Source organism: Streptomyces sp. SS8, from assembly GCF_054072955.1.
Genome location: NZ_JBSVCZ010000001.1, coordinates 248300 through 268196, shown reverse-complemented (window position 1 = coordinate 268196; position 19897 = coordinate 248300). Strand labels below are relative to the sequence as shown.

Here is a 19897-nt window from a genome sequence, read left to right as displayed (position 1 = left end):
GGGCAGGCTAGCTTGCCCTGGGATAGAAAGCGCTTTCTAAAGCGAGAGGGAAGCTCATGACACGCAGGGTCGTACGGATCGCCATGAACGGCGTCACCGGCCGGATGGGGTACCGCCAGCATCTGGTCCGCTCCATCCTCGCCATCCGCGAGCAGGGCGGACTGGAGCTGGGCGACGGCGATGTGCTGTGGCCCGAGCCGGTCCTCGTCGGACGCCGCGAGCACGCCCTGAGGGCGCTCGCCGAGCGCCACGGCCTCGACCCCGGCGCCGTGAGCTGCGACCTGGACGCCGTACTGGCCGACGAGAGCGTCGAGATCTACTTCGACGCCCAGGTCACCTCCGCCCGCGAGGCCGCCATCCGCAAGGCGATCGCCGCCGGCAAGCACGTCTACACCGAGAAGCCCACCGCCACCGGCCTCGACGGCGCGCTGGAACTGGCCCGGCTCGCCCGCACCGCCGGCGTCAAGCACGGCGTGGTGCAGGACAAGCTCTTTCTGCCGGGACTGCTCAAGCTCAAGCGGCTGATCGAGGGCGGCTTCTTCGGCCGCATCCTGTCGGTGCGCGGCGAGTTCGGCTACTGGGTCTTCGAGGGCGACTGGCAGCCCGCCCAGCGCCCCTCGTGGAACTACCGGGCCGAGGACGGCGGCGGCATCGTCGTCGACATGTTCCCGCACTGGGAGTACGTCCTGCACGAGCTGTTCGGCCCGGTGCGCACCGTCCAGGCCGTCACCGCCACCCACGTCCCGCAGCGCTGGGACGAGCTGGGCAAGCCCTACCAGGCCACCGCCGACGACGCCGCCTACGGCATCTTCCAGCTCGACGGCGGGATCGTCGCCCAGATCAACTCCTCCTGGACCGTGCGGGTGAACCGCGACGAACTGGTGGAGTTCCAGGTCGACGGAACCGAGGGGTCGGCCGTCGCCGGACTGCGCACCTGCCGCGTCCAGCACCGCTCCACCACCCCGAAGCCGGTGTGGAACCCGGACCTGCCGGTGACCGAGTCCTTCCGCGACCAGTGGCAGGAGGTGCCGGACAACCACCCCGAGGGCGGGGAGTTCGACAACGGCTTCAAGGCGCAGTGGGAGCTGTTCCTGCGCCATGTGGCGCTGGACGAGCCCTACACCTGGGACCTGCTGGCCGGCGCCCGCGGCGTCCAGCTCGCCGAACTCGGCCTGGCCTCGGCCGCCGAGGGCCGCCGCCTCGACGTACCGGAGCTGAGCCTGTGATCCGCCTGCCCGACGCCTGCGGCGTCCTGCGCGAGTACGCCCCCCGCACCGGGCCCGCGGTGCCCGCCGCCCCCGCCGCCGGGCGCCCGCCGCTGGTCTCCCGCACGGTCTTCTCCGCCGCCCACGTCGTCGCCGACCCCTTCGCGGACGTGGCACCCGACGGCCCGGCCGCCGTGGACTGGGACGCCACGCTCGCCTTCCGCCGCCACCTGTGGTCCCACGGGCTCGGGGTCGCCGAGGCCATGGACACCGCCCAGCGCGGCATGGGCCTGGACTGGGCCGCCGCCGCCGAGCTGATCCGCCGCTCCGCCGCCGAGGCCGCCGCCTGCGGGGGCCGTATCGCCTGCGGGGTGGGCACCGACCAGCTCACCGGCCCCGCCGCCTCCCTGGACGAGGTCCGCGCCGCCTACGAGGAGCAGCTCGCCGTGGTGGAGGGGGCCGGCGCCCAGGCGATCGTGATGGCCTCCCGCGCCATGGCCGCCCTCGCCCGGGGCCCCGAGGACTACCTGGAGCTCTACGGGCATCTGCTGCGCCAGGCGTCCGAGCCGGTGATCCTGCACTGGCTCGGCCCGATGTTCGACCCGGCGCTCACCGGCTACTGGGGCAGTGAGGACCTGGACGCCGCCACCGAGACCTTCCTCGCCGTCATCGCCGAGCACCCCGACAAGGTCGACGGCGTCAAGATCTCCCTGCTGGACGCGGGCCGCGAGGTCGCGCTGCGCCGCAGACTGCCGGGCGGGGTGCGCTGCTACACCGGCGACGACTTCAACTACCCCGAGCTGATCGCGGGTGAGGACCCCGCGGCCGGCGGGCGCTTCAGCCACGCACTGCTGGGCATCTTCGACCCGCTGGCACCGCTGGCGGCCGAGGCCGTGCGGGTGCTGGACACCGGGGACCCGGCGGGCTTCCGCAAGCTGCTGGACCCCACCGTCGAGCTCTCCCGCCACCTGTTCCAGGCCCCGACCCGCTACTACAAGACCGGCGTGGTCCTCCTCGCCTGGCTGGCCGGACACCAGGAGCACTTCGCCATGGTCGGCGGGATGCAGTCCGCGCGCTCGCTGCCGCACCTGGCGCGGGCGTACGAACTGGCCGACTCCCTGGGGCTGTTCCCCGACCCGGCGCTGGCCGAGGCGCGGATGCGGCAGCTGCTGGCGGTGTACGGGGTGGCGGCATGAGCGCGTCCCCCGAAGCCCCCGAAGGCACGGGGACCGGCGGGCCCGCCGGCGCCGACCGCTTCTCCATCAACCAGGAGACCGTCCGGCAGCTCTCCCTGCCCGAGTTGGTCAAGGCGTGCGCCGAGCTGGACGTCGGCGGCGTCGGCCTGTGGCGGGCACCCGTCCAGAAGTACGGGGTGGAGGCCACCGCCCGCCTGGTGCGGGACGCCGGCCTGACCGTCACCAGCCTGTGCCGCGGCGGCTTCCTCACCGCCGCCGATCCCGCCGCGCGCCGTACGGCGCTGGAGGACAACCGGGCGGCGGTCGACGAGGCGGCCGGGATCGGCACCGACACCCTGGTCCTGGTCTGCGGCGGGCTGCCCGGGGGCGACCGCGACCTGCACGGCGCCCGCGAGCGGATCGCCGACGCGCTGGCCGAACTGGCCCCCTACGCGGCCGGGCGCGGGGTACGGCTGGCCATCGAGCCGCTGCACCCGATGTTCGCCTCGGACCGCTGCGTGGTCTCCACCCTCGGACAGGCCCTGGACCTGGCCGAGCGCTTCCCGGCCGAGCAGGTCGGCGTGGTCGTGGACACCTACCACGTCTGGTGGGACGACCAGGCGCCCGCACAGATCGACCGGGCGGGGGAGAGCGGCCGCATCGCCGCCTTCCAGCTCGCCGACTGGTGCACTCCCCTGCCGGCGGGCGTGCTGCTGGGCCGCGGGCAGCTCGGGGACGGCTCGGTCGACTTCCGCTTCTGGCGCGACCGGGTGGTGGCGGCCGGCTACACCGGCTGGACGGAGGTGGAGATCTTCAACGAGGCCCTGTGGGACCGCGACGGCCGCGAGGCGCTCGCGGAGACGGCGGAGCGCTTCCGCGCCCACGTCCTGTAGGGGCGCGGATCCCGCCAGGGCTGTGAAGACGGACGCGGTCCGCCACCGTCGCGCCGCGGACCGCGCCGGGCCGCCGTCGCCTCCCGCACCCGCGGGAGGCGACGGCGGCGTCACCGCGCGCCGCCGCGGTCCTGCTCGGCGCCCTCCGCGCCCTTGCCGCCCTCGGTCTGCGAAGGGGTGGCGGCCGGGCCCTTCCCGCCGGCCCCGGCGGCCTTCCTCGCGGCGGCCTCGGTCTCGTGCCGCTCGTGCAGCCCGCGTGACTGGTCGATGCCCTCCTCGTCGTCCCGCTCGCCCTCGGCCTGTGATGGCGTCCACCCGCTCATACGCCCTCTCCTCACTGTTCGGATGCCGTCACGGTCGCCTCCCGCCGTCCCCGACCGCCGGCCGGACCGGCCCGGCGGGGTCCCCGGGGGGCCAGGACCGAGTACCCGGACCCGCGCCGATTCCACTTCCGGCGCCCGCCGCGGGGAGGTCGCGGGGAACCGGAGGAAAAAATCTTGTTCCGCCGTGCAACCCTTCCGGCCCCCCGCGGGTCATAGCGGTTGTCGGTCGAACCGGGGAGGGATCTCGGGGGAGGGCGAGACCGACGGGGGACACGAGGGGCCCCGGCCGTTCAGGCCGGGCCCCTCGTAACGTTTCCGCGGCTCTCCGCGATGCACCGCCTCCGGCGGGCCCCCGCGCCAGCCCCGTCCCCACGGCCGGGATTCCGGTTGTCGGTCCCCGGCGTTACGGTCTGTGACATGTCGTTCCAACCCGCCGTCCTCGAGGCCGTCCTCGAGCGCATCACCTACGCCAACGAGGAAAACGGCTACACGGTCGCCCGCGTCGACACCGGGCGCGGCGGCGAGCTGCTCACGGTCGTCGGCTCGCTGCTCGGCGCGCAGGTGGGGGAGTCGCTGAGGATGGAGGGCCGCTGGGGCTCGCACCCGCAGTACGGCCGCCAGTTCACCGTGGAGAACTACACGACGGTCCTGCCGGCCACCGTCCAGGGCATCCGGCGCTATCTGGGCTCCGGCCTGATCAAGGGCATCGGCCCGAGGATCGCCGAGCGGATCGTGGACCACTTCGGGCTGGAGACCCTGGAGGTCATCGAGAACGAGCCGGAGCGGCTGATCGAGGTGCCCGGCCTCGGCCCGAAGCGGACGAAGCTGATCGGCGCGGCGTGGGAGGAGCAGAAGGCGATCAAGGAGGTGATGGTCTTCCTCCAGGGCGTGGGGGTGTCCACCTCGATCGCGGTGCGCATCTACAAGAAGTACGGCGACGCCTCGATCTCGGTGGTGCGCAACCAGCCCTACCGGCTGGCCGCCGACGTGTGGGGCATCGGCTTCCTGACCGCCGACCGCATCGCGCAGGCCGTGGGCATCCCGCACGACAGCCCCGACCGGGTGAAGGCCGGGCTGCAGTACGCGCTGTCGCAGTCGGCCGACCAGGGGCACTGCTACCTGCCGGAGGAGCGGCTGATCGCCGACACCGTCAAGCTCCTCCAGGTGGACACCGGCCTGGTCATCGACTGCCTGGGCGAGCTGGCGGGTGAGGAGGAGGGGGTGGTGCGCGAGCAGGTCCCCGACCCGGAACACCCCGGGCAGCGGGTCTCGGCGGTCTATCTGGTGCCCTTCCACCGCGCCGAGCTGTCCCTGTCGGCCCAGCTGCTGCGCCTGCTGCGCACCGAGGAGGACCGCATCCCGGCCTTCCGGGACGTCGACTGGGAGGCGGCCCTGTCCTGGCTGGCGAAGCGCACCGGGGCCGAGCTGGCCCCCGAGCAGCGGGACGCGGTGAGGCTGGCGCTGACACAGAAGGTGGCGGTGCTCACCGGCGGACCCGGCTGCGGCAAGTCCTTCACCGTGCGGTCGGTGGTGGAGCTGGCGCGGGCCAAGCGGGCCAAGGTGGTGCTGGCCGCGCCCACCGGCCGGGCGGCCAAGCGGCTGTCGGAGCTGACGGGGGCGGAGGCGTCCACCGTCCACCGGCTGCTGGAGCTCAAGCCCGGCGGGGACGCCGCCTACGACCGGGAGCGGCCGCTGGACGCCGATCTGGTGGTCGTCGACGAGGCGTCCATGCTGGATCTGCTGCTGGCCAACAAGCTGATCAAGGCGGTGGCGCCGGGAGCCCATCTGCTGCTGGTGGGGGACGTGGACCAGCTGCCGTCGGTGGGGGCGGGCGAGGTGCTGCGCGATCTGCTCGCCGAGGGCAGCCCGATTCCGGCGGTGCGGCTGACGCGGATCTTCCGGCAGGCCCAGCAGTCCGGCGTGGTCACCAACGCCCACCGCATCAACTCCGGGGTCCCGCCCATCACCCAGGGCCTGCCGGACTTCTTCCTCTTCGCGGAGGACGACACCGAGGAGGCGGGCCGGCTCACCGTCGACGTGGCGGCCCGGCGCATCCCGGCGAAGTTCGGCCTCGACCCGCGCCGCGACGTGCAGGTGCTGGCGCCGATGCACCGGGGTCCGGCCGGCGCGGGCACGCTCAACGGACTGCTCCAGCAGGCCATCACCCCCGGCCGGCCCGATCTGCCCGAAAAGCGATTCGGCGGACGGGTTTTCAGGGTGGGCGACAAGGTCACTCAGATTCGCAACAACTACGACAAGGGAGCCAACGGGATCTTCAACGGCACGGTGGGCGTGGTCACCGCCCTGAGCACGGAGGAACAGCGCCTGACGGTGCGCACCGACGAGGACGAGGAGGTGGGCTACGACTTCGACGAGCTGGACGAACTCGCGCACGCCTACGCGGTGACCATCCACCGCTCCCAGGGCAGCGAGTACCCGGCGGTGGTCGTGCCGGTCACCACCGGAGCCTGGATGATGCTCCAGCGCAACCTGCTCTACACGGCCGTGACGAGGGCCAAACGCCTGGTGGTGCTGGTGGGGTCGCGCAGGGCCCTGGGCCAGGCCGTGCGGACGGTCTCCGCGGGACGGCGCTGCACCGCACTGGACCACCGATTGCGCGGCACGGCACACCCCGCGTAACTTTCCGGAGGCACTCCGTGCCACCCGCGGGCCTGCTGACCGACCCCGAGTGCACCGCACAGCACCGAATGGGAGACAGTGGGACGAGGACAGGGCACTCGAAGATGAGGCACTACGTCGGTGAGGGATGACGTGAGCGAACACCGTGAAAGCGATGGCGCAGTAGTACTGCGGTACGGGGACGGCGAGTACAGCTTCCCGCTGGTCGGCAGCACTGTCGGTGACAGTGGTTTCGACATCTCCAAGCTGCGGGCCCAGACCGGTCTGGTGACCCTGGACTCCGGTTACGGCAACACCGCCGCGTACAAGTCGGCGGTCACCTTTCTCGACGGCGAGAAGGGCATCCTCCGATACCGCGGGTATCCGATCGAGCAGCTCGCCGAGCACGGCACGTTCCTCGAGACGGCGTACCTGCTGATCAACGGAGAGCTGCCCACGGTCGACCAGCTGGCCGGCTTCCGCAACGAGATCACCCAGCACACCCTGCTCCACGAGGACGTCAAACGGTTCTACGACGGCTTCCCGCGGGACGCCCACCCGATGGCGATGCTCTCCTCGGTGGTGAGCGCGCTGTCCACCTTCTACCAGGACAGCCACAACCCCTTCGACGAGCAGCAGCGGCACCTGTCCACCATCCGGCTGCTCGCCAAGCTGCCCACCATCGCGGCGTACGCGTACAAGAAGTCGGTGGGCCACCCGGTGGTCTACCCGCGCAACGACCTGGGCTACGTCGAGAACTTCCTGCGCATGACCTTCTCGGTCCCGGCCGAGGAGTACGAGCTCGACCCGGTTGTCAGCAGCGCCCTGGACAAGCTGCTCATCCTGCACGCGGACCACGAGCAGAACTGCTCGACCTCCACCGTGCGCCTGGTCGGCTCCTCCCAGGCGAACATGTTCGCCTCCATCTCCGCCGGGATCAGCGCCCTGTGGGGCCCCCTGCACGGCGGCGCCAACCAGTCGGTGCTGGAGATGCTGGAGCGCATCAAGGCCGAGGGCGGTGACGTCGACTCCTTCATCCGCCGGGTGAAGAACAAGGAGGAGGGCGTCCGGCTGATGGGCTTCGGCCACCGCGTCTACAAGAGCTTCGACCCCCGGGCGAAGATCATCAAGGCGGCGGCGCACGACGTCCTCTCCGCGCTCGGCAAGTCCGACGAACTGCTGGACATCGCGCTGAAGCTGGAGGAGCACGCGCTGGCCGACGACTACTTCGTCGAGCGCAACCTCTACCCGAACGTCGACTTCTACACCGGTCTGATCTACCGGGCCATGGGCTTCCCGACCACCATGTTCACCGTGCTGTTCGCGCTCGGCCGCCTTCCCGGCTGGATCGCCCAGTGGCACGAGATGATCAAGGAGCCGGGTTCCCGCATCGGCCGCCCGCGCCAGATCTACACCGGCGTCGTCGAGCGCGACTACGTCCCGGTGGAGCAGCGCTGAGCGGGCGCACGGCCGCCTAGGACCGCCTGCCGCGGCCCGCGGTGTGTTCCCGGCGTGGCGGGGCGGTGGAGGATCCGTGAAGAAGAGTGACGCAGGTCACATATGAAGGGGGGTAACCATTCGGCGGGCTCGTGTGTCTTATGGGGTGGCGTCGGTACTCCGGCGGAGCCGCCGCCGCCCGCCGTGTTCGTCTGTGGGGGACGAGGACGGTGGTCCGCGCAGGCGGTGTGCCTCGGGGGAGCTTGAGCGGCCCTCTCGCCCGTACACCGCCCGGCAGACACCCGGCCAGGATCCCGTGGGGGGAGTCCATGACCGGGAAAAGGAGGCGCCCCGTCGACGGGCCCGTGGGGGGACTCGTCGCTCGGGGCGCTTCTGCGTGCGGAAGGCCCTTGCCGCGTGTGCCGCGTGTGCCGTGAGGAGCCCGGCCGTCCGTAGGCGCCGCGGCGCCTACGGACGGCCGGGGAAGCCCTCCGGAGCCGGGGCCGGGGAGCGGCCCGCCACGAGCTGTGTGGCGGCGAGCCCGGCGTACAGCGAGTCCGAGCGCAGCAGATCGGCGTGGCTGCCCACCGCGCGCACCCGGCCCTCCTCCATGACCACGATGCGGTCGGCCCGTACCACCGTGGAGAGCCGGTGCGCGATGGCCAGGACGGTGGTCTCGGCGGCGAGCTCCATGACGACCTCGCGCAGCGCCTCCTCGTTGACCGCGTCCAGTTGCGAGGTCACCTCGTCGAGCAGCAGCAGCCGGGGCCTGCGCAGCAGCGCCCGGGCGATGGCGATGCGCTGGCGCTCGCCGCCCGACAGAGTCACCCCCCGGTGGCCGACCTGCGCGTCCAGACCGCCGGGCAGCCGCTGGAGGAGGCCGTCGAGCCGGGTGCGCGACACCGCGCGCCGCACCTCCTCCCCGGCGGCGTCCGGAGCGGCCAGCAGCAGGTTCTCCCGCAGGGTCCCGGCCAGTACGGGCGCGTCCTGCTCGACGTAGGCGATCGCCGACCGCAGCTCGGCCAGCGGCCAGCGGCGGATGTCGCGCCCGCCGACGGAGACGGTGCCCGCGTCGTGCTCGTAGAAGCGCTCCAGCAGCGCGAACACCGTCGACTTCCCGGCGCCGGAGGGGCCCACGAGCGCCGTCAGACCGCCGGCGGGCACCTCGAAGGTCACCCCCCGGTGCACCGGGGCCCGCCCGTCGCCGTAGCCGAAGACCACGTTCTCGAACGCCACGCCGAGCGGCGCCCCCCTCGAAGGCGCCCCCTTCGCGGGCGTCCCTTTCGCGGACGACCCGGCGCACGGGGGCTCACCGTCCGAGGGCTCACCGTCCGGGAACTCACTCGGCAGTTCCTCGATCTCCCGGATGCGCCGCACCGCGGCCAGCCCGCTGTTCAGACCGCTCCAGCCGTCGGTGAGCCGGCCCAGGGGGCCCATCAGGGTGAAGAGGTAGAGCAGGAAGGCGATCAGCGAGGAGATCTCCATCGCTCCGGAGACCGCCCGGGCGCCGCCGACCCCCAGCACGGCGAGGAAGGCGAACTGCATCGCCACGGAGGTCGTGACGTCGGACGCCGAGTTCCACCAGGCCACCGCCACACCGCGGTCGTGGGCCCGCCGTGCCGCCTCGGCGACGGCTGCGGTCTCGCAGTCCTCGGCCCCGCCGGCCTTGACGGTGCGGAACGCCTGCAGCGCGCGGTCCAGCGCCGAGCCCATCGCGCCGACGGCCTCCTGCGCCTGGTGCTGCGCCCGCTGGATCCTCGGCATGAGCAGGGCGAGCAGGCCCAGGCAGACGAGCACGGCGAGGAGGGTGACCCCGAGGAGGACGAGGTCCACGACCGCCATCAGAACGACGGTGCCCAGCAGGACCAGCGCCCCGGTGACCGCGTCGGCGACGTTGCGGGAGAGCACGGTGCGCAGCAGCGAGGTGTCGCCGGTGGCGCGGGAGAGCAGGTCGCCGGGGGTGAGCCGGTCGACGGCCGCGACCCGCAGCCGCAGCATCCGGCCGACGAGCCGCCGCCGGGCCCGCAGGACGGCGGCCTCGCCGGCGCGCGCCATCAGATACCCGCCGGCCGCCGCGAGGAGCGCCCCGAGGAGCACGACGAGGGTGAGGACGAGCAGGGGCCGCAGGGGTGAGCGCCCGTCCGCGAGGGCGTCCACGGCGTGCTTGGCCATCAGCGGCATGGCCAGGTCCGCGCCGGAGCCGAGCAGGGACAGCAGCCCCCCGCCGACCAGTGCCCGCCGGTGCGGCCGGACCTGCTCCAGGAGCAGCCGCAGTGGGGAGGGGCCACCGGCCGGACCCCCTTCCTCAGCCTCCCTCGGAGTCTCCTCCGGCTCCGCCGGGGCCACCGCCGCCGGCCGGTCCGCCACCGGAGGTTCCACGCCCCGGTCCGTCGGCTCCACCGCCGGATCCGCCGGGGCCTTCGCCTGAGTCACCGCCGTCCTCCCCGCCCACCGTCACCGTCATCAGGGGCCGCAGGCCGTCCGGATCCTGCTCCCCGACCGCCCTGCCCCCGGCCCGCACCCAGGCGTGCGCGGAGAAGGGCGGCGCGCTGCGCACCCCCGCGCACCAGTCGGGCCACACCCCCGACATCCGGCAGACCAGGGCGATGGCGATGGAGCGCGGCAGGCAGCCGTACCAGCCGGCGCATCTGCGGCTGGAGGCGACCACCGCCTCGTACACGCGCAGGGTCTCCTCGTACCCGGCGGGGCGGGCGCCGCGGCTGACCCGGGCCAGCACCCGGCGCAGCCGCCCCGGACGCAGCCGGCTCAGCACCAGGGCCGCGCCGACGGCCGTGCGCACCCGGACGCCGCCGGAGCCGGAGCCGCGGCGGGGCATGGTCATCTCGGTCGTCACGGCGCGAGGAGCTCCGCCTCGACCAGCCGGCCGGTCAGCTCCGCGACGTCCGCCTCGGCCTCGGCACGGCCGACGTCGTACTCCTCCAGCAGCCGCTCGACGGCGGCCTCCCGGCCCCGCCCCTGGGCGAGCGCGTCCACCACGATGGCGCCGCACTCGTTCAACTGCCAGTAGGCGCCGCTGCGTTCGTCGAGCAGCACGGCGCCGTACTCGGTGGTGGTCATGGCCACACCCTGTCTGAGCTTCACGAGATCGCCTCGCTCCTGTCGGGATCGCGGTGTTCCTCCCCGGCCGGCCAGGCGTCCTCGGCCGTCCGCAGCCAGGTCTCGCAGGAGACCGTGGCGTCGACCGGGTACCGCTGGAGGACGGGGGAGTACGGGTCGTCGGCCAGCCGCTCCAGCCGGGCGGCGTCCACGAGCCCGCGCCGGGCCAGCAGGGAGCCGTCCCACAGCGCGCGGAACCCGGCGGAGTGCTCGCGCAGCCCGCGCACATGGTCGGCCGACATGTGGTCCTTGGTGGTCCGGGCCAGCAGGCGGGCGGGCACCACCTCGCGCACCGCCTCCACCAGCAGCGGCTTGTACCGCCAGGGGACGACACGGTCCTCGACGCGGACGGCGAGGACGGCCTCGATCACCCGGTCGTCGTAGAACGGCGCCGCCACCGGCAGGCCGGCGGTGACGCCCACGTCCTCCAGCGCCTGGAAGCCGCGGGCACCGACCCGGATGGTGTCGAGGTCCGCGTGCAGTCCGGGGCGGGGGCTCAGCGGTTCGGCGTGCCCGGCCGCCGAGCGGAACTCGTCGAGGATCAGTGCCCCGGCCTCGCCGGTGAGCCAGGGCGGCAGCGACTGCCGGGGCCCCCAGTCCAGCAGCGGGCCGCGGTCGTCGGGCGGCTCGCGGGTGACGGCGCCGGCCAGCCAGGAGGCGTACGAGGGGCGTGCCAGCAGGCCGCGCAGAGTGGGCCACAGGGGCCGGCCGTACTGGTGCCGCAGCGCGCCGATGCGGTTCCACGCCTTCAGCGGGCTGCCCGGGAGCAGGTCCAGGCAGGCCGTGGGCAGGCCGTTGAAGAGTTCGTCGCCGCCGTAGCCGGTGAGGTGGTAGCGGGAGCCGGTGGCGGCGGCCCGGCTGAGCAGCAGGTAGGCCCTCGCCCGGGCGGAGGCGACGGGGAGGGGTTCGTCCAGCAGCTCCCCGGCGTTGCCCCGCAGGTCCGCGTAGAACAGCGGGGCCTCGTCGGCCGGGACGACATGGTGCTCGACCGTCCTCCCGGCGCCGCGGCGGGCGTCCTCGGCTCCCCGGCGGGCCCACGTCTCGTCCTCCGAGTGGCCGTCCCGCGCGGCGACGGTCAGCAGCGCCGTCTCCCGCTCGCCCGGCGCCTGCCGGGCGAGGAAGACGACGGAGGTGGAGTCCAGCCCGCCGGAGAGTTCGCAGCTGATCCGGGTGTGCCCGGCCAGATGGGCGCGGACGGAACCGGCGAGCGCGGCGGCCAGGAGGGGGGCGCCCCGCTCCGCGCGGAGCTCCGGCTCGGGGGGCTGCCACCAGCGCCACACGGTGTGACGGGGGCCGCCGGGGCCGTCGAGCAGGCTGAGCGCGTACGCCGGGTCGACCTCCTCCAGACCGTGCCACAGGGGGCGGTGCCGCAGCGGGTGCGGTACGAAGTCCAGCAGGCGCAGGGCGAGCGCGCCGTCGTCGATCCCCGCCCCGGTGAGGTGGGCCAGGAGGGCGGGCCGGTCGGAGGCTACGCGTCCGCCGCCGCACCGGGCGTGGTGGACGCGCCGGTGCCCGGACGCCGTGCCCCGCACACAGACCTCGTCCCCCATCCGGGAGACGACGTGGTGGATGCCGGGCAGCCGGGCCAGCCGGCGGTGGAGGTCGGCGGTGTCGCGGGCCGGGCCGAGAACGCCGTGGAGATCGGCCTCGGGGACGCGGTTCGGCCCGATCAGCACAAGGGAGTCGTCGCCGCGCGTGACCTGGCTGACCTGCCGGAAGGGGAGGCGGAAGACGATCCAGGGGCGCCCCGAGGGGTGGCGGACGGTCCCCGTGCCCGCCGCCCCCGCCGGGAGGACCGGGCGAAGACGCCCGGCCACGGCCTGTCCTTCGGCCGTGTCCGGGAGGACCGCGAAGAAGTCACGCAGGTGACCGGGCATCTTCTTCACCACGGGACGGTCAGACGAACCGGCGGGAGAAGTACTCCCAGTACTTCCCGACGAAGTAGCCGGCGGTCCTCTCGCGGAAGCCTCCCTGCTCGAAGAGGGCGGGCTTCACATAGGTCTTCCTCTGCTTCATGTCGTGCGCACTCTCCTCTGTCGACAGAACAGCCGTGTACTGGTGCGAACGCTCGCGCACAGTGTGCGGTCTGTTGCTGGAGTGACGGACGGGATCACATTCACAGCGATTCCAGCGGGTCCGCAACGCACTTTTGCGCCATCCTCGGTGTTCGACGGACTCCCGTATTTGCCAAAGAAACTACTTGACGCTCATATGATCAGCCGTCCGCCCATGCCGTCGGCCGCGCTCGGAACCGAGCGCGGCCGACGGCATGGGCGGGGAGGGAGGAGCGACCGGGGCCGGTCAGTGGAAGGCGCGCAGCCGCAGGCTGTTGGTGACGACGAAGACCGAGGAGAAGGCCATCGCCGCTCCCGCGATCATCGGGTTGAGCAGTCCGGCCGCGGCCAGCGGCAGGGCGGCGACGTTGTAGCCGAAGGCCCAGAACAGATTGCCCTTGATGGTGGCCAGGGTCTTGCGGGCCAGGCGGATGGCGTCGGCGGCGGCGCGCAGGTCGCCGCGGACGAGGGTGAGGTCGCCGGCCTCGATGGCGGCGTCGGTGCCGGTGCCCATGGCCAGGCCGAGGTCGGCCTGGGCCAGGGCGGCCGCGTCGTTGACGCCGTCGCCGACCATGGCCACGGAGCGGCCCTGGTCCTGGAGGCGCTTGACGGTGTCGACCTTGTCCTGGGGCATGACCTCGGCGATCACCTCGTCGATGCCGACCTCGCGGGCGACGGCGTCGGCCACCGCCCGGTTGTCGCCGGTGAGCAGGACGGGGGTGAGGCCGAGGGCGCGCAGCCGGGCGACGGCCTCGGCGCTGGTGGGCTTGACGGCGTCGGCCACGGCCAGCAGCCCTCGCACCTTCCCGCCCCAGGCGACGGCGACCGCGGTGCGGCCCTCCGCCTCCGCGGCGGCCCGTGCCACGGCCAGCTCCGCGGGGAGCTCCAGGGCGCTCTCCACCAGCAGCCGCTCCCGGCCCACAGTCACCTCGCGGCCCTCGACGGTGCCCCGGACGCCGAGCCCGGCGGCGTTCTCGAAGCGCTCCACCGGGGGCAGGGTGCCGACGCGCTCGGCGGCGCCGGCCGCGATCGCCCGGGCGATGGGGTGTTCGGAGGAGTGCTCCAGGGCGCCGGCCAGGCGCAGCACCTCGTCCTCGTCCTCGCCCCCGGCGGCGACGACGTCCCGCAGCTCCATCTTCCCGGTGGTGACGGTGCCGGTCTTGTCCAGGACGACGGTGTCCACGCGCCGGGTGGTCTCCAGGACCTCGGGGCCCTTGATGAGGATGCCGAGCTGGGCGCCGCGTCCGGTGCCGACCATCAGGGCGGTGGGGGTGGCCAGGCCCAGGGCGCAGGGGCAGGCGATGATCAGGACGGCGACGGCCGCGGTGAAGGCCGCGGCCGGCCCTCCGCCGGTGCCGAGCCAGAAGCCCAGGGTGCCCAGCGAGATCAGCAGCACCACCGGCACGAAGACGGCCGAGACCCGGTCGGCCAGCCGCTGCACCTCGGCCTTGCCGTTCTGTGCGTCCTCGACCAGCTTGGCCATCCGGGCGAGCTGGGTGTCGGAGCCGACGCGGGTGGCCTCGACGACCAGCCGGCCGCCGGCGTTGAGGGTGGCGCCGGTGACCGTGTCACCGGCCGAGACGTCCACCGGCACCGACTCGCCGGTCAGCATCGAGGCGTCCACGGCCGAGGAGCCCTCGACCACGGTGCCGTCGGTGGCGATCTTCTCGCCGGGACGGACCAGGAACCGGTCCCCGACGGCCAGTTCGGCGACGGGGACGAGCACCTCGCGGCCGCCGCGCAGGACGGTGACCTCCTTGGCGCCCAGCTCCAGCAGGGCGCGCAGCGCCGCGCCCGCACTCCGCTTGGAGCGCGCCTCCAGATAACGGCCGAGCAGGATGAACGTCGTCACCCCGGCCGCGACCTCCAGGTACAGGGCGGAGGAGGCGTCGGAGCGGGAGACGGTCAGCTCGAAGCCGTGCCGCATCCCCGGCATGCCGGCGTCGCCGAGGAACAGCGCCCACAGCGACCAGCCCAGGGCGGCGGTCGTGCCCACCGAGACCAGGGTGTCCATGGTGGCCGCGCCGTGCCGGGCGTTCGTCCACGCCGCGCGGTGGAAGGGCAGCGCGCCCCACACCACGACCGGCGCGGCCAGGGTCAGCGACAGCCACTGCCAGTTGTCGAACTGGAGGGCCGGGACCATCGACAGCAGCACGACCGGCACCGACAGGGCCAGTGAGACCAGGAAGCGCTGCCGCAGCGAGGCCAGTTCGCGCCCGCTCTCGCTCTCCCTCCCGTCGGCCCCTGCCCGTGTCCCGCCCTCCGGCCGTGCGGGGGCGGGCGGCGGGGGCGGCTGGGCGGTGTAGCCGGTCTTCTCGACGGTGGCGATCAGGTCGTCGACGCTCACGCCGGGGGCGTAGCTGACGCGCGCCTTCTCGGTGGCGAAGTTGACCGTGGCGCTCACGCCGTCCATCCGGTTGAGCTTCTTCTCGACACGGGCGGCGCAGGAGGCGCAGGTCATCCCGCCGATGGCGAGTTCCACCTCGTCGGCGGGCGCCTGCGTACCGGATGTCGTGGTGGTGGTCACACTGTCTCCCTGGCGGGGGCCGGACCGTGCGGGCGGCGCGGGTGCGCGGCCCGCACGGTCCGCGGGGGCGGGGTGGCTGCGGGCGGTCAGGCCCGGCCGGCGAGCTCGTAGCCCGCCTCGTCGACGGCGGCGCGTACGGCCTCGTCGTCCAGCTCACGGGTGGAGGTGACGGTCACCAGGCCGGTCGAGGCCACGGCCTTCACCTCGGTGACGCCGTCGATCCCGGAGACCTCGCTGTTGACGGCGCCCTCGCAGTGGCCGCAGGTCATGCCGGTGACCTTGTAGGTGGTGGTGACGGTGCTCATGGGTTTCTGCTCCCTCGGATCGGTGCGCGGAGGAGCCCGGACGGCCGGGCCGATGTTCCGACACTCTCGACTTTATACCCCTAGGGGGTATTAGCCAAATGGACCCGGCGCGGTTCCGCCGGGTTGCCGCGGAAAACCGCGGGGCGGCCGCCCCGCAGGGCCGGTAGGGTGCGGCGGACGATCATCGAGGGGCAGGGGGCGAAGGCATGGCGTGCGCGGAGTGCGAAGGCGGGGGAGACGGCGGAGCGGACGGGGAAGGACGTGGCGAGGCGGCCGGGAACCGGTGCCCGGCGTGCGGTGACACGGCACCTCCCTCCGTCGCGCATGCCGAGAGTGCCGCACCTGCCGCGCCTGCCGCACCTGCCGCGCCTGCCGAGAGTGCCGCACCCGCCGGGAAGGGCGCTCCCGCGGGACAGCCCTGGTGGGTGCTGTCCGACGAGGAACTGCGGACGGTGGAACGCGTCCGCCGTGAGCAGGGGGAGTCGCCGTACCTGCGCTGGCAGTCCACCCGGACCCTGGCGACCGTCACGGTCGCGCTGCTGGCGGTGGTCGTGGCCTCGGACCTGTTCGCGATCCTCGCCGGGTCCCGGTTCGCCGGGCTCCTGAAGGAGGAGGCGCGGTTGTCGTGGTACGGCTCCGGCGGGGCCCTGGAGAGCGCGGAGTCGCTGTACTCCGCCGCCGGTGTGGTCCAGGTCGCCGCGCTGGTGGCGGCGGGGATCCCGTTCCTGATGTGGTTCCACCGCTCCCGGCTCAACGCGCAGACGTTCGACGCCGCGAGCCAGCGGATGGGCGCGGGCTGGGCGGTCGGAGGATGGTTCGTGCCCGTCGTCAACCTCTGGTTCCCCAAGAAGATCGCCAACGACATCTGGGACGCCAGCACCCCGCCGGGTCCGGACGGCACGGTCCGCGAGCGCCTTCCCGGCGGACTGCTCAACTGCTGGTGGCTGCTGTGGCTGCTCACCTGGGCGTCCGGCCGGTTCGCCTCCCACAGGTACCAGGACGCGCAGACTCCCGGGGAACTCGGCAGCGCCGTCTCCTCCTACCTCTTCGCCGACGGGGTCGACATCCTCGCCGCCGTGCTGGCGATCCTCGTCGTCCGCCGGATCACCGCCATGCAGCACACCCTCCAGGAGCACCGCGCGGCCCTCGCCGCGGCTCCGGTCTGATCCGCCTGCCGAGCCCACCCCGCCGACGCCGTCGGCGGACGTCCCGGGCGGCGGGGGGAACGGGACGGCGGGGGACGGCGGAAAAGGAGCCGCGCCCGCCGGTGGGCGGGCGCGGCCGGTGCGGTGCGGAAGCAGGCGGTTCGCAGGCGCCGGAAGCCGGAAGGGGCCGGTGACGGGCGCCGTCAGCCCTCGCGGTTGACCTCGCGGTCGATCCGGCCGCCGGCCTCCTCGGTGACCTTGCCCTGCGGCCACTCGTAGACGTCCGGGATGCCGTCGTGGTCCTCGTCCCGGTTCTCCTCCTCCCACAGCCGCTTGTAGCGGGCGTCGCGGAACTTGAGGAAGACGGCGGCGGCCAGCGCGGCGGCCAGCGAGCTGATCAGAACGGCCGCCTTGACGTACTCGCCGGTCTCGCCGCTGTCGGCGAAGGCCAGCTCGCCCACCAGCAGCGAGACGGTGAAGCCGATGCCGGAGAGCAGCGCGACGCCCACCACGTCCGCCCACTCCAGCTCCTTGCTGAGCTGGGCGCGGGTGAAGCGGGCGGCCAGATAGGTGCCGCCGAAGACGCCGAGGAGCTTGCCCGCGAACAGGCCGAGCATCACGCCCAGTGCCTCGGGCCGGCTGAACGTCTCGCCCAGCGCGTCGCCGGAGACGCTGACGCCCGCCGCGAAGAGGGCGAACACCGGCACCGCGAAGCCCGCGGACAGCGGCCGCACCAGGTGCTCGATGTGCTCGGCCGGGGACTCCTTCTCGGTGGGCCAGCCCTCGCTGCCCTTGGCCGGGACCACCCGCAGCAGCATGCCCATCGCCACACCGGCGATGGTGGCGTGCACCCCGCTGGCGTGCATCAGCGCCCAGATGACTAGGCCCAGCGGCACGTACACGTACCAGCCGCGCACCCGCAGCTTCTGGTGGAGGAACCAGAACACCGCCAGCCCGGCCAGCGCCCCGCCCAGGGCGGGCAGGTTCAGCGTGGAGGTGTAGAAGACGGCGATGACGAGGATCGCGCCGAGGTCGTCGACGATGGCGAGGGTGAGGAGGAAGGCCCGGATGCCCGACGGCAGGTTGGTGCCGATCACGGCGAGCACACCGAGGGCGAAGGCGATGTCGGTGGCCATGGGGATGGCCCAGCCGTCCATCTGGCCGCCGCCCGCCGCGTTGACCGCGACGTAGAAGAGGGCCGGCACCACCATGCCGCACACGGCGGCGACCACCGGGAGGGCCGCGGCGGCCGGGCGCCGCAGCTCACCCAGGAGCAGTTCGCGCTTCAGCTCGATGCCGGCGACGAAGAAGAAGATCGTCAGCAGACCGTCCGACGCCCAGTGCCCCACCGACAGGTCGAGGTGGAGGGAGGGGATTCCGAAATGGAAGTCGCGGACCGACTCGTACAGGCTCCCCCAGGGAGAGTTCGCCCACACCAGCGCCACCACCGCGGCGGCCAGCAGCAGCATCCCGCCGACGGTCTCGGTGCGCAGCGCCTCGAGCAGGAACCGGCGCTCCTGGAACGACGGCAGCCCGAAGAGGGAGGTGCGCTCTTTGGGGGCATTGGACATGGAGTGACCTCCCGGGGTCGGTTTCGGGGTACGTGGACAACCTCGCCGACCAGACTTCCCGGCACACCTTTGTGATCTTGATTGTCATACCACCGTACCCACAACCTGCTGTTTCCGCGCAAGAGCGGATCCGTGCACGACTGCGCGGGTACCGTCGGGTAATGCCCGGCAACTCCCGGTCCGTGTCGGCTAATGCCCCCGGCCGCCCCGGTTTCGCCGGTGACGGTGATCACACCGCCCTCCGCCGCGGCGACCGGACGTGATCCTTCCCCGCGGCGCACGCCGCCACCCCTGCCGCAGCGGCCCCGTCCCTCCCTTAGTCTGTGCCGGTGGTCCGGCCGGCCGTACGGCCGGGGACGAGCGGAAGCGCGGAACGGCGAAGGGGGCGGGGCACCGGTGAGACGCAGCAGGCTCCCCGACTCCTTCCTCGGCGGCTACGCGGAACTGCTCGCCGAGATATCCCGGACCGGGCGGCTGCCGCGCCGCGCCGAGCTGGACGTCTTCCGCGAGACGGGCGAGCGGGTCGCCGAGCGGGGGTACGGCCTGCGCGATCTGGTCGGTCTCTATCTCGCCGAGACCCGCCGGCTGTGGGGCACGCTGCCGGGCATCGCCCGGTCGGCCACGGCCGCGGAGCGGGCCCGCACCGGCGACGCCCTGCTGGCCGCGGTGGAGGCCGCGGTGGCCGCGCTGGGCGAGGGGCACGAGCGGGCCCAGCGGCTGGCGGTGCGGCAGGAGGAGGCCGAGCGCCGCGAGTTCGTGGACGACCTGCTCTACGGGCGCAGCGACCTGGGCCGGCTGGCCGAGCGCGCCGAGCGCTTCGGTCTGCGGCTGGCCCGTGCGCACGCGGTCGCGGTGGCCCTGGGCACCGAGAAGTACGACGACGTGCACCCCACCGTGCGCCGCATCGAGCGCGAGCTGGTGGGCCGCTTCGGCGAGCGCGACGTGCTGCTCGCCACCAAGGACGGGCGGCTGGTGTGCATCGCCGCCAGCGCGGACAAGTCCGTGCTGCGGGCCTTCGCCCGGCTCGCCGAGGACCCCGGCCCGGGGTACCCCGCCGCCGAGCGGGTGGCGCTCGGCCGCTCCCACAGCGGCCCCAGCGGAGTGGTGCGCTCCTACGAGGAGGCGCTCGGGGCCCTGGACCTCGCCGACCGGCTCGGCCTGGAGGGGGTCCGGTTCAACGCGGCGGAGATGCTGGTCTTCCCCGTGCTGCTGCGCGACCGCGCGGCGATGGCCGATCTGGTGCGCACCGTGCTGGGGCCGCTCACCCAGGCCCGCGGCGGGGCCGCGCCGCTGCTGGAGACCCTGTCGGTGTGCTCGGCGGCGGGCTATGTGAACGCGGAGGCCGCCCGCCGGCTGGGCGTGAGCGTGCGGACCCTGTCGTACCGGCTGGCGCGCATCCGGGAGCTGACCGGCTACGACCCCGGCGACGGCCTCCAGCGCTACACCCTGGAGACCGCCGCGATGGGCGCCCGGCTGCTGGGCTGGCCGGAGAAGCCGCTGTAATTGCCCGCCGCCCCCTGCGGGCC

Annotated in this window: 16 protein-coding genes; 7 read left to right on the top strand and 9 right to left on the bottom strand. The window is 73.6% G+C overall.

The window, feature by feature from the left end; genetic code table 11:
* Window positions 1–56: 56 nt before the first annotated feature.
* The 3 genes from ACW69E_RS01125 to ACW69E_RS01115 are packed head-to-tail and all read left to right on the top strand — an operon-like array spanning window position 57 to window position 3273.
* Entirely contained in the window at window positions 57–1226 is a 1170-nt protein-coding gene (locus tag ACW69E_RS01125; protein WP_457496272.1) for a Gfo/Idh/MocA family protein, read from the top strand.
* Window positions 1223–2401 (top strand): dihydrodipicolinate synthase family protein, encoded by a 1179-nt coding sequence (locus ACW69E_RS01120; protein WP_457496271.1) that lies wholly within the window; start codon window positions 1223–1225, stop codon window positions 2399–2401. The genes ACW69E_RS01125 and ACW69E_RS01120 overlap by 4 nt, the downstream gene beginning before the upstream one ends.
* Window positions 2398–3273 carry a sugar phosphate isomerase/epimerase family protein gene (locus ACW69E_RS01115; RefSeq protein WP_457496270.1) on the top strand — a complete coding sequence of 292 codons (876 nt, stop codon included), beginning with the start codon at window positions 2398–2400 and terminating at the stop codon, window positions 3271–3273. Before ACW69E_RS01120 ends, ACW69E_RS01115 begins: the two co-directional genes overlap by 4 nt.
* Window positions 3274–3383: 110 nt before the next feature.
* Here ACW69E_RS01115 and ACW69E_RS01110 read toward each other — a convergent pair whose 3' ends face one another.
* Window positions 3384–3596, bottom strand: coding sequence for a hypothetical protein (locus ACW69E_RS01110; protein WP_457496269.1), 213 nt, complete (start codon window positions 3594–3596; stop codon window positions 3384–3386).
* A gap of 417 nt (window positions 3597–4013) precedes the next feature.
* On the opposite strand from ACW69E_RS01110, the gene recD2 reads away from it, so the two are divergent.
* Window positions 4014–6236 carry an SF1B family DNA helicase RecD2 gene (recD2, locus tag ACW69E_RS01105; RefSeq protein ID WP_457496268.1) on the top strand — a complete coding sequence of 741 codons (2223 nt, stop codon included), beginning with the start codon at window positions 4014–4016 and terminating at the stop codon, window positions 6234–6236.
* A 132-nt stretch (window positions 6237–6368) separates the two neighbouring features.
* Window positions 6369–7673 carry a citrate synthase gene (locus ACW69E_RS01100; RefSeq protein WP_457496267.1) on the top strand — a complete coding sequence of 435 codons (1305 nt, stop codon included), beginning with the start codon at window positions 6369–6371 and terminating at the stop codon, window positions 7671–7673.
* 447 nt (window positions 7674–8120) lie between these two features.
* On the opposite strand, the gene ACW69E_RS01095 is transcribed toward ACW69E_RS01100, so the two are convergent.
* From ACW69E_RS01095 to ACW69E_RS01065, 7 genes are all read right to left on the bottom strand, one after another.
* Window positions 8121–10019 carry an ABC transporter ATP-binding protein gene (locus ACW69E_RS01095; RefSeq protein WP_457496266.1) on the bottom strand — a complete coding sequence of 633 codons (1899 nt, stop codon included), beginning with the start codon at window positions 10017–10019 and terminating at the stop codon, window positions 8121–8123.
* On the bottom strand, window positions 9958–10506 hold the full coding sequence (locus ACW69E_RS01090; protein ID WP_457496265.1) for a lasso peptide biosynthesis B2 protein: 549 nt from the start codon (window positions 10504–10506) through the stop codon (window positions 9958–9960). Before ACW69E_RS01090 ends, ACW69E_RS01095 begins: the two co-directional genes overlap by 62 nt.
* Window positions 10503–10754 carry a lasso peptide biosynthesis PqqD family chaperone gene (locus tag ACW69E_RS01085; protein ID WP_237878313.1) on the bottom strand — a complete coding sequence of 84 codons (252 nt, stop codon included), beginning with the start codon at window positions 10752–10754 and terminating at the stop codon, window positions 10503–10505. Before ACW69E_RS01085 ends, ACW69E_RS01090 begins: the two co-directional genes overlap by 4 nt.
* Window positions 10751–12646, bottom strand: coding sequence for an asparagine synthase-related protein (locus ACW69E_RS01080; protein WP_457496396.1), 1896 nt, complete (start codon window positions 12644–12646; stop codon window positions 10751–10753). The genes ACW69E_RS01085 and ACW69E_RS01080 overlap by 4 nt, the downstream gene beginning before the upstream one ends.
* Before the next feature lie 19 nt (window positions 12647–12665).
* Window positions 12666–12785: a keywimysin-related RiPP gene (locus tag ACW69E_RS01075; protein WP_279948539.1), complete on the bottom strand. Its 120-nt coding sequence runs from the start codon at window positions 12783–12785 to the stop codon at window positions 12666–12668.
* A 285-nt stretch (window positions 12786–13070) separates the two neighbouring features.
* Complete coding sequence (locus ACW69E_RS01070; protein ID WP_457496395.1) at window positions 13071–15284, bottom strand: heavy metal translocating P-type ATPase; 2214 nt, start codon at window positions 15282–15284, stop codon at window positions 13071–13073.
* 152 nt (window positions 15285–15436) lie between these two features.
* Window positions 15437–15655: a heavy-metal-associated domain-containing protein gene (locus tag ACW69E_RS01065; protein WP_093849203.1), complete on the bottom strand. Its 219-nt coding sequence runs from the start codon at window positions 15653–15655 to the stop codon at window positions 15437–15439.
* Window positions 15656–16080: 425 nt separating this feature from the next.
* Between ACW69E_RS01065 and ACW69E_RS01060 the strand changes: the two genes are divergently transcribed.
* Window positions 16081–16821, top strand: coding sequence for a DUF4328 domain-containing protein (locus tag ACW69E_RS01060; protein WP_457496264.1), 741 nt, complete (start codon window positions 16081–16083; stop codon window positions 16819–16821).
* Between the two features lie 182 nt (window positions 16822–17003).
* On the opposite strand, the gene nhaA is transcribed toward ACW69E_RS01060, so the two are convergent.
* Entirely contained in the window at window positions 17004–18371 is a 1368-nt protein-coding gene (gene nhaA, locus ACW69E_RS01055) for a Na+/H+ antiporter NhaA (RefSeq protein ID WP_457496263.1), read from the bottom strand.
* A gap of 396 nt (window positions 18372–18767) precedes the next feature.
* Here nhaA and ACW69E_RS01050 point away from each other — a divergent pair, with 396 nt between their 5' ends.
* The gene (locus ACW69E_RS01050; RefSeq protein ID WP_457496262.1) at window positions 18768–19874 is read left to right on the top strand and encodes a PucR family transcriptional regulator; all 1107 of its coding nucleotides are present in this window, start codon (window positions 18768–18770) and stop codon (window positions 19872–19874) included.
* Window positions 19875–19897: the final 23 nt, after the last annotated feature.